We start from the raw sequence: 8,107 nt of genomic DNA, 5'->3' as shown, positions 1-8,107 counted from the left end.
TAACATAATAAGTAACCGTCACTTTTACAAACTTTGAGCCGCTATCGGGGAGAAGAGCCACCAGAGTTCAAGGCGGGTTGGGCGGCCCCTGAGTCCAGGGCCATGAAATCTGTGAATGGAGCACCTTTAAGACCCGGCATCCCATTTTCATTCATGATATTCATAAAGCCCTGGAAGAGAGTCCGGCTAAAGCCTGCGATGCGTTTTCTTTGATGCCCGTCAAAGGCGCTCCAACGTTAATGTCAAGGTTTCAACTTGCAATGAATGTGGTAAAATGAATATCTTAAAAATATAAGTCTAGTGTTGGGACTGTTGACAAAGTCCCCCAGCATCGCCATGGGGACAGTTATTCAGCAAAAGCCGGTCATGGCAAGCGACCGCATGGGGCGTGGCACTCTTCTCCTGTACGGCGACTTTGCGTTGACGGGATTGTTTGACAGAACAGGCCATAAAACACAAGGCCCTGGCTTTTTTTAACAGCGCCACCATCTCCATCTTATGAGGCCTTGGCAACAATTAAGCGCGTGTCTGAAAGGAGTTCAAACATGACTTGGCGACCGGAGGTTGATGAACTTGAGTATCGGAAACATCTTGCCCAGCAGATGGGCGGCCCGGAAGGCGTTGCGCGTCAGCACAAGCGAGGTAAGCTGGATGTACGCGAGCGAATCGCCTTGTTGGCTGACCCTGGCTCATTCCGGGAGTGGAACGCCCTCACCGGCAGAGGCGTTTACGATGACGATAAGCTTACGGCATTCACGCCAAAGCCTTCCGTTCAAGGCATCTGTGAGCTCGACGGCCGCAAGGTCATCGTCACCGGCGGTGATTTCACGGTGCGTGGCGGAGCGGGTGAACTCATGCAAGGCCTTGGCAGTGAGCCGCAGCCGCAGGATCGAGCCCTGGAATGGCGCCTGCCTTACATTCGTCTCCTTGATGCTGTCGGCGGCAGCGTCAGGAGCTTTGAGCACATCGGCCGGACGTACCTCCCAGATGGCAACATCTGGTCAACCGTGGAAGTGCAGCTCCTCAACACGGTACCGGTTGTCTCGGCGGTGTTGGGCTCGGTGGCCGGACTTCCGGCCGTACAGGCTTGTCTCGCTCACTTCAGTCTGATGGTCAAGGGCATCAGCCAGCTCTTTCCCGGCGGCCCCCCGGTGGTCAAGGCGGCCCTGGGGTATGATATTACCAAAGAGGATCTAGGGGATGAGCGGATTCATGTTTACAAAAGCGGGGTGGTTGACAACCTGGCCGAGAACGAGGAGGAGGCGTTTAAGATTATCCGGCGGTTCCTTAGCTTTCTGCCAGACAATGTATGGGAGACGCCGCCGCGTCTCGAACCTGCTGACAACCCTGACCGCCGCGATGAGGAGCTGCTTTCAGTAGTGCCTCGGTCAACAAGGAAACCCCACGATGCTTATGCGATCTTGAACCATGTTCTTGATCGTGATTCGTTCTTCGAGATTGCCCCGTTCTTTGGGCCGTCGCGCATAACGGGTTTGGGACGGGTCAACGGTTATCCGGTCGGCGTAATGATCAACAACCCTTTACACTTGGGTGGCGCTACGGATGTGTCCGCCGGGGAGAAAGTGATCCGCCTTTTCCGACTGTGCGATACATTCCATTTACCCATGGTGTCCTTTGCCGACGAGCCCGGGTTCATGGTCGGCCTTGACTCAGAGAAACAAGGGATAGAACGCGCCGGCGCCAGGCTGGTCTGTACCGTATGCGCAAGTAAAATGCCTTGGATCACCTTTGTTTTGCGTCAGGTCTATGGCGTTGCCGGACAATGTCAACATCGGCCCACCGGTATGTATCGCCGCTATGCCTGGCCATCGGCGAACTGGGGTTCGATGCACATTGAAGGCGGAGCCATGGCAGCCTACCGTCGCGAGATCGAATCCGCGCCTGACTCTGAGGAAAAACGTGAAGAGCTCGAACGTCGTCTAAAGGCCATCGCTTCGCCTTTCCGAACGGCCGAGGCGTCCGGGACGGATATCATTGATCCACGTGATACTCGACCGCTGCTGTGCGAATTCATCGAGGAAGCGCAGCGGGTGTTGAAGACTCAACTGGGTCCTCCGGCCATACCATACTATCCCTGAAGTTGTCTCTGCTTTTCCTGTAACAGGGCGTAATGGACGGAAATAATAATTAGAGTAAATGAAAGAATACGTTCCGATTGAAAAGGAAAAGATTACTTCGTGGCTAGCGCTCCTCGCAGGTGACATTTCATGATAATATCAATGCCATGTCATTGCGAGCGACGCAAAGCAATCTCTTGATATTGAAATTTTTTCAGGTCGCGGCCCTGACCGATAAAAATAGCGTCTTCAATCAGGGTCCGTGAACCTTGGCTCCCGTTTTTGAAGGTTGGCCTGAACGGCTTCGACCTGGTTTGGCGCGCCGATAAGCGACCCTTGCAGTTCCTCTTCCATGCGCAGGCCCTCTTCAAGGCTCACCAAACCGGAAGAGGTAAGCAATTTTTTTCCAGCACGAACAGCGTCTGGAGAATTGGCCGCAATTTCAGCGGCCAAAGTCATGGCTGCTTCCAGCGGCTTTTCACTGACATGCGTAGCCAAACCCAACTCCACGGCCTCGGTTCCTGAAATCACGCGGCCGGTGAAGGCCAGTTCCTTAACGACGTCAAGGCGGGCTAAATGACGGAGGGTCTGGGTACCGCTCATATCCGGAACCAGACCCCACTTGATCTCCATGATAGATAACCTGACGTCTGGGGTCACAAACCGGATATCAGCCCCCAGAGCCACCTGAAGGCCGCCGCCGAAAGCGACCCCGTGAACCGCAGCGATAACGGGTACGGGCAGTTCTGCCCAAATATAAGCTGCTCGCTGAGCGAAGTTGGCCGGACTACTTGAATCCCGCTCGCTGAGGCCGCGTGTCGGACGATCTTCATTCGCGTCCGCCATGGCCTGAAAGCTAGCAAAATCAAGCCCTGCGCAAAAAACGCGCCCCTCGCCTGACAATACTACGGCTCGCACAGACCGGTCTGACGCTAACTCCAGACCCATTTGAGTCAATCCTTCAAACATGGCCGGATCAAGGGCATTGAGTTTTTCAGGACGATTCATGCGGACGTCTGCCACACCATTCATAATCGAGACAGTTACACGGTCAGACATATATCACTCCTTTTGGCCGGTGTGAAAAAAGGGGCTGCCGGCGTATTTATTTTTTCTGCCTCCTGGCTGGATGCCATTATAAAGCGAAAAATTGGTGATATGTCAACCAGAATCGAGCGCCGCGCTGGAGGATGAATCGGGCTATTTAAACAAATGACTGTATGGAGTGCACCGTTGCGACTCATCCGACTTGACCAAGAGCTCGAAACCACCAAGGAATGGCAATCACAGGCATGGGGGCTAAGCGCGGCGATTGAGCCTACAGGGGCTTGTCAACCAAAGGCAGCGAATTAACACTGATGCGGGCGGCCTTTACTCAACTGCTTTCTTGGGCTTCCTGGTGTTTATTCTGGTATAGAACCGTCGCGCCGTATAGAGCGCCCCCAGGGGGTTGTGGGCCAGGACCCGATCTTTGACCGCCAGCACCGTGATCGGGGCCTTGGAGTGTTTGATGAACAGAGTATCATCACCGACACATAGTCCCAGCAGGATATTGAGTTCACATTCTTGAGCGTCCAGCACTGCGGCCTGGCCGACAGGATTGCACATAGGCTGCCGGGCGCCGGAGAGGATCTTGTCTTCTTCGGGCAGGTCTATATCATCCGAGCTGAGCGCGCCGCACATGCAGGAGACCGAGACCACATCGAAGCCCTCGTTGAGCAGCAGGTTGCTGAGAAGCTCGGCCTCCTCTGCCAGGCCCACGCAAAAAGCCAGGCCCAGTTTCTTGTATCCGCGAAGTTTCGCATAGAGGATCGTCTCCTCAATCCGGGTGAGCCTACCGTAATCCTTCCACGTCCTGGCCACATCCTGGGCCATTTGTTTGTTTTCAGGTTCTTTAAGCGTGGTCTTGGCCTGTTCGATTACTTCAGCCTGTATCAGGGAAGGGCAGAAGTCCGGGGCCTGACTGAGATCACCTATAAAGCATCGCTTGCGGGCACAGTAACTGCACTGGGTTTGTTTTTTGCTCATGAATTCCCTCCAGATTCATCGGCTTCCGGTATCAAAGTTATGAAAGGCAGGTTGACAACAATCGCGTGTCTTATTATTATTCGGACAACTTATCGCAGCTGGAATGAAGCGTTAAGAAATCCTTTTTAAGTGGAAACGAGTATAGGGAAAAAGCGCTTGGGTGTCAAATGATCGCACCGGGATATCGGCGTGAAGATCAAACGACTCTTAGAAAGAGTTAATGGAAATGGCAGGCAAATTTATAAGAACCATTCGGGGAAGTCTGAGGGCCCCCGACGTTTTCAAAAATCCATTGACGTTTACTTGAGGTGCTAGCCATGAGGGAAGCGGTTATTGTGAGTGCGGTTCGGACGCCGTTGGGCAGTTTCAATGGCTCACTGGGAAGCATAGGCGCTACAAAGCTTGGCGCCATTGTCATCGAAGAGGCCATCCGGCGGGCTGGGATCGAAAAACCGGAGGTGGATGAAGTGAACATGGGTCTCGTCCTGCCTTGCGGTTATGGACAGAACCCGGCCAAACAGGCGGCGGTCCTGGCTCAGATGCCTTGGGAAGCGGAGTGTTTGACCGTGAATAAGGTCTGTGGCTCCAGTCTTAAGACCGTGATGCTCTCCGCTCAGGCGATCCAGGTTGGAGACGCGGATGTCGTCGTGGCCGGTGGTATGGAAAACATGAGTCTGGCGCCCTTTTACCTGGAGAAAGCTCGATTCGGTTACCGCATGGGAGACGGCGCTCTGTGCGACCACATGGTGCATGACGGCCTCTGGGACATTGTAAACGATTTTCACATGGGCATGTCCAACGAGCTTGTTTCGGAAAAATACCGTGTCAGCCGTGAAGATCAGGATCGGTATGCTGTGGAGTCCTACCGGCGAAGCCTGGCGGCCATTGAAGCTGGAAGATTTAAAGATGAAATCATTCCGGTTCCGGTGCCGCAGAAAAAAGGCAGCCCGACCCTTTTCAGCCAGGACGAGTGTCCTCGCGAAACGTCCCTGGAAGTCCTTTCCAAGATGAAACCGGCTTTTAAAGAAGGCGGCCTGACGACTCCTGGAAATGCATCGGTCATATCCGACGGAGCGGCGGCGGTTGTGGTCATGGCCCGTGAAAAAGCGGAAAGCCTGGGGTGTCAGATTATGGCTTCCATTGAAGCTCAGGCATCTGCGGGTATCGACATGAAGTACGTCCTGGTGGCACCCATCCTGGCCGTACCAAAATGTCTCAAGAAAGAAGGCCTGGGTCTGGAAGATATTGATCTTTATGAGATCAACGAGGCCTTCAGCGGGTCCACGGTAGCGGTCTTAAAAGAGCTACAGCTGGACCCCGCTAAAGTGAATGTTAACGGTGGAGCCGTGGCCTTGGGCCATCCTATCGGCGCGAGCGGCTGCCGGGTCCTGGTGACACTGATTTTTGAGATGATTCGTCGGGATAACAAAGTCGGGCTGGCTTCTCTGTGCCTCGGGGGCGGAGAGGCGGTGTCCATGGTGATAAAACGAGCTTAAGGCGTTACAAGGAGCAAGTCCATGGATTTTGAACTGACAGCAGAACAAAAATCTATTCAAGAAACGGCTTTAAAGTTTGCCAAACGAGAACTGGAACCCGTGGCGGCTGAACTGGACCGCACCAAGAACCGGGATATTCTCAAAAGGAATTTAAAAAAACTGGCTGATCTGGGTTTCATGGGCTTTTGTGTCGAGCCCGAGTATGGAGGTATAGCCGCAGGCGCGGTGGCCTTCTCGCTGGCCATGACCGAATTGGGCCGGGCCTGCTCTGCGACCACCGGCACGACGGCCGTCACAAACATGGTGGCTGAGGTCATCCAGTCGGTCGGGACTGAGGAACAGAAGCAAAAATACATCCCGCCGCTTGTGAACGGGAAATATCCCGCGGGCAGCTTCGCCCTGACCGAAACCACGGCTGGATCGGACCCGGCTGCTATTAAAACCACCGCCGCATTAAACGGTGATCACTGGGTGCTGAATGGACATAAGATGTTTATCACCAGTGCCGAATACGCCGGGGTTTTCGTCGTCTGGGCGGTCACTGACAAGGAGGCGCCCAAAAGAAAGGGTATCAGCGCCTTCCTTGTGGAACCTGACTTTTCCGGTTTTGAGATCGGTAAGGATGAAAAGAAGATGGGCCAGCACGGCGTGTCCACTAATGAGCTTCATTTTGAAGATTGTAAGGTTCCTAGGGAAAACCTGCTGGGCAAGCTGGACGATGGGTTCCGCATCGCCGTGTCAGAGCTTGCCGGCGGCCGGATCGGCGTCGGTTCCAAGGCTCTGGGCATCGGACTGGCGGCCATGGACTTTGCCACCAACTACGCCAAGGAGCGGGTGCAGTTTGACGTGCCTATTGCCTCGCACCAGGCCATCCAGTGGATGATCGCGGACAACTACACCCGCCTGGAAGCGGCCAGGCTTCTGCTCCTTCAGGCCGCGTTTATTAAGGACCAAAAGAGGTATTTTGGTAAGGAAGCCTCCATGGCCAAGCTCTTTGCCACGGAAGCGGCCAATAAGGCCTGTTACGACGCCATGCAGATTCTGGGCGGATACGGCTATACCCAGGACTTCCCCATAGAACGCTACTATCGGGATGTCCGTGTCACGAGCATTTACGAGGGAACGAGCGAAATTCAACGCCTCATCATTGCCAGAGATTTCCTGCGATAAGGCGCCCGACCTTGAAATACGAACGGCCTGATGCCCTTTGACACCAGGCCGTCGGTAAGTTGTTTAGACTATGTTTTCTAGACTATGTTTCCTTAAGTTAGCCTGTTCCTGGACTAGGGATGACCTTCTTTGAACCAGGTACGGTGTGACAAGGAATATCCATCTCTGCCTTGAAGCATCATGTTGTGATTGTATCCCTGAACAACCTTCCTGTAGGCTACGATCGCCGTGTCCCACCAGATCCAGACATCTTCGTAGCTGTCGTAAAGCACCTTTTCGAGTTCAAAGTAGATCTTTTGTCTTTTCCGGTCGTCAGTTTCCGCCCGCCCGGCCTCGATGAGGGCGATGGCTTTCTCATTGTTGCTTTTCCCGAAATTCCAACCGCCCTTAGGATGGTAATAGGCGGAAGCCATCAGGTCCGGGTCGTAGATCCAGTTCCAGTAAAGCACCGTCACATCATACTCGAGGTTTCTAAGCCTGTCTGTCCAAGCAGGGGCGTCCAGAAAATCCACCTTCCAGTCTAGACCCACCTTGGCCAGCATGGCCTTGATGGCCTCGGCTATGTTTATTGAAATGGGTTCATTACCAGTGGTCCCCCTTAGCTTCAGGCCCTTTGCGTAGCCGGCTTCGGCCAGGAGCTTTTGCGACAGCTCGGGATCGTAAGGCACGGGTTTCAGATTCGGATTGTGAGTCCAGTGGTCGCCAGGGTACATACAACTCGCGATCCGGGCCATGCCAAACTGGGTCCCCTGGATCAAGGCCTTGCGGTCAATGGCGTGGGAGATCGCCTTGCGCACCCGGATGTCCTTGATCGGCTTGCTCTGATGGTTGAACATCAGGCCGAATACGGCGTTGTGGGGATAGACATAGACGTTGATATTGGGATCGTTTTTGACTGACTCATACTGGGCCTTGCTGACCACCATGCTTTCGACCTTGCCAGCCCGCAGGTTGGCCAGTTGAACGGACGGGTCAGGTATGACATAAGTTATCTGGCCGTCATAGTAAGGCATCTCCGGTTTTCCGATACTCTTGCCAAACCACCAGTTGGGATTTCTTTTTACTTTCAAGAAATTGCCTGGGCTGGCTTCTTCCAGGATGTAGGCCCCGGTGCCAACCGGGAAGACGTCCACGCTTTTGACGTTCTTGGTTTCAGCGGCCAGTTTATCTGCTAAGGCCTGGGCCTTTTCGTATGCTTTCTTTTCTTTTTCCCCTTTGCCCGCTTTTCTCTTTAACCTCTTGGCTTTCTTGACCGCCGACTTGGCTTCCCTCAAAAGCACGTCCCCTTTCAGGGCCTTGGCTGAGATTGGGTAACCTGGCACATTGGCGATAATT

6 protein-coding genes are annotated in these 8,107 nt (G+C 53.9%); 3 read left to right on the top strand and 3 right to left on the bottom strand.

Features of this window, described 5'->3' with window-relative positions; translation table 11 throughout:
- The first annotated feature begins 545 nt into the window (after positions 1 to 545).
- Entirely contained in the window at positions 546 to 2,099 is a 1,554-nt protein-coding gene (locus tag JRI95_15075) for a hypothetical protein (protein ID MBW2062866.1), read from the top strand.
- 228 nt (positions 2,100 to 2,327) lie between these two features.
- On the opposite strand, the gene JRI95_15070 is transcribed toward JRI95_15075, so the two are convergent.
- Both JRI95_15070 and JRI95_15065 read right to left on the bottom strand, forming a co-directional pair.
- Positions 2,328 to 3,137, bottom strand: a complete 810-nt coding sequence (locus tag JRI95_15070) for a crotonase/enoyl-CoA hydratase family protein (GenBank protein MBW2062865.1) — start codon at positions 3,135 to 3,137, stop codon at positions 2,328 to 2,330.
- A gap of 312 nt (positions 3,138 to 3,449) precedes the next feature.
- Positions 3,450 to 4,106, bottom strand: coding sequence for a DUF1847 domain-containing protein (locus JRI95_15065; GenBank protein MBW2062864.1), 657 nt, complete (start codon positions 4,104 to 4,106; stop codon positions 3,450 to 3,452).
- Between the two features lie 317 nt (positions 4,107 to 4,423).
- Here JRI95_15065 and JRI95_15060 point away from each other — a divergent pair, with 317 nt between their 5' ends.
- Complete coding sequence (locus JRI95_15060) at positions 4,424 to 5,602, top strand: acetyl-CoA C-acetyltransferase (GenBank protein MBW2062863.1); 1,179 nt, start codon at positions 4,424 to 4,426, stop codon at positions 5,600 to 5,602.
- Positions 5,603 to 5,623: 21 nt separating this feature from the next.
- On the top strand, positions 5,624 to 6,772 hold the full coding sequence (locus tag JRI95_15055; GenBank protein MBW2062862.1) for an acyl-CoA dehydrogenase family protein: 1,149 nt from the start codon (positions 5,624 to 5,626) through the stop codon (positions 6,770 to 6,772).
- Positions 6,773 to 6,885: 113 nt separating this feature from the next.
- Here JRI95_15055 and JRI95_15050 read toward each other — a convergent pair.
- On the bottom strand, positions 6,886 to 8,107 hold a 1,222-nt coding region (locus tag JRI95_15050), incomplete at its 5' end, for an ABC transporter substrate-binding protein (protein ID MBW2062861.1).

The organism is Deltaproteobacteria bacterium (assembly GCA_019308995.1).
GTDB lineage: Bacteria > Desulfobacterota > Desulfarculia > Adiutricales > JAFDHD01 > JAFDHD01.
This window is presented reverse-complemented; position numbering and strand designations above follow the sequence as displayed.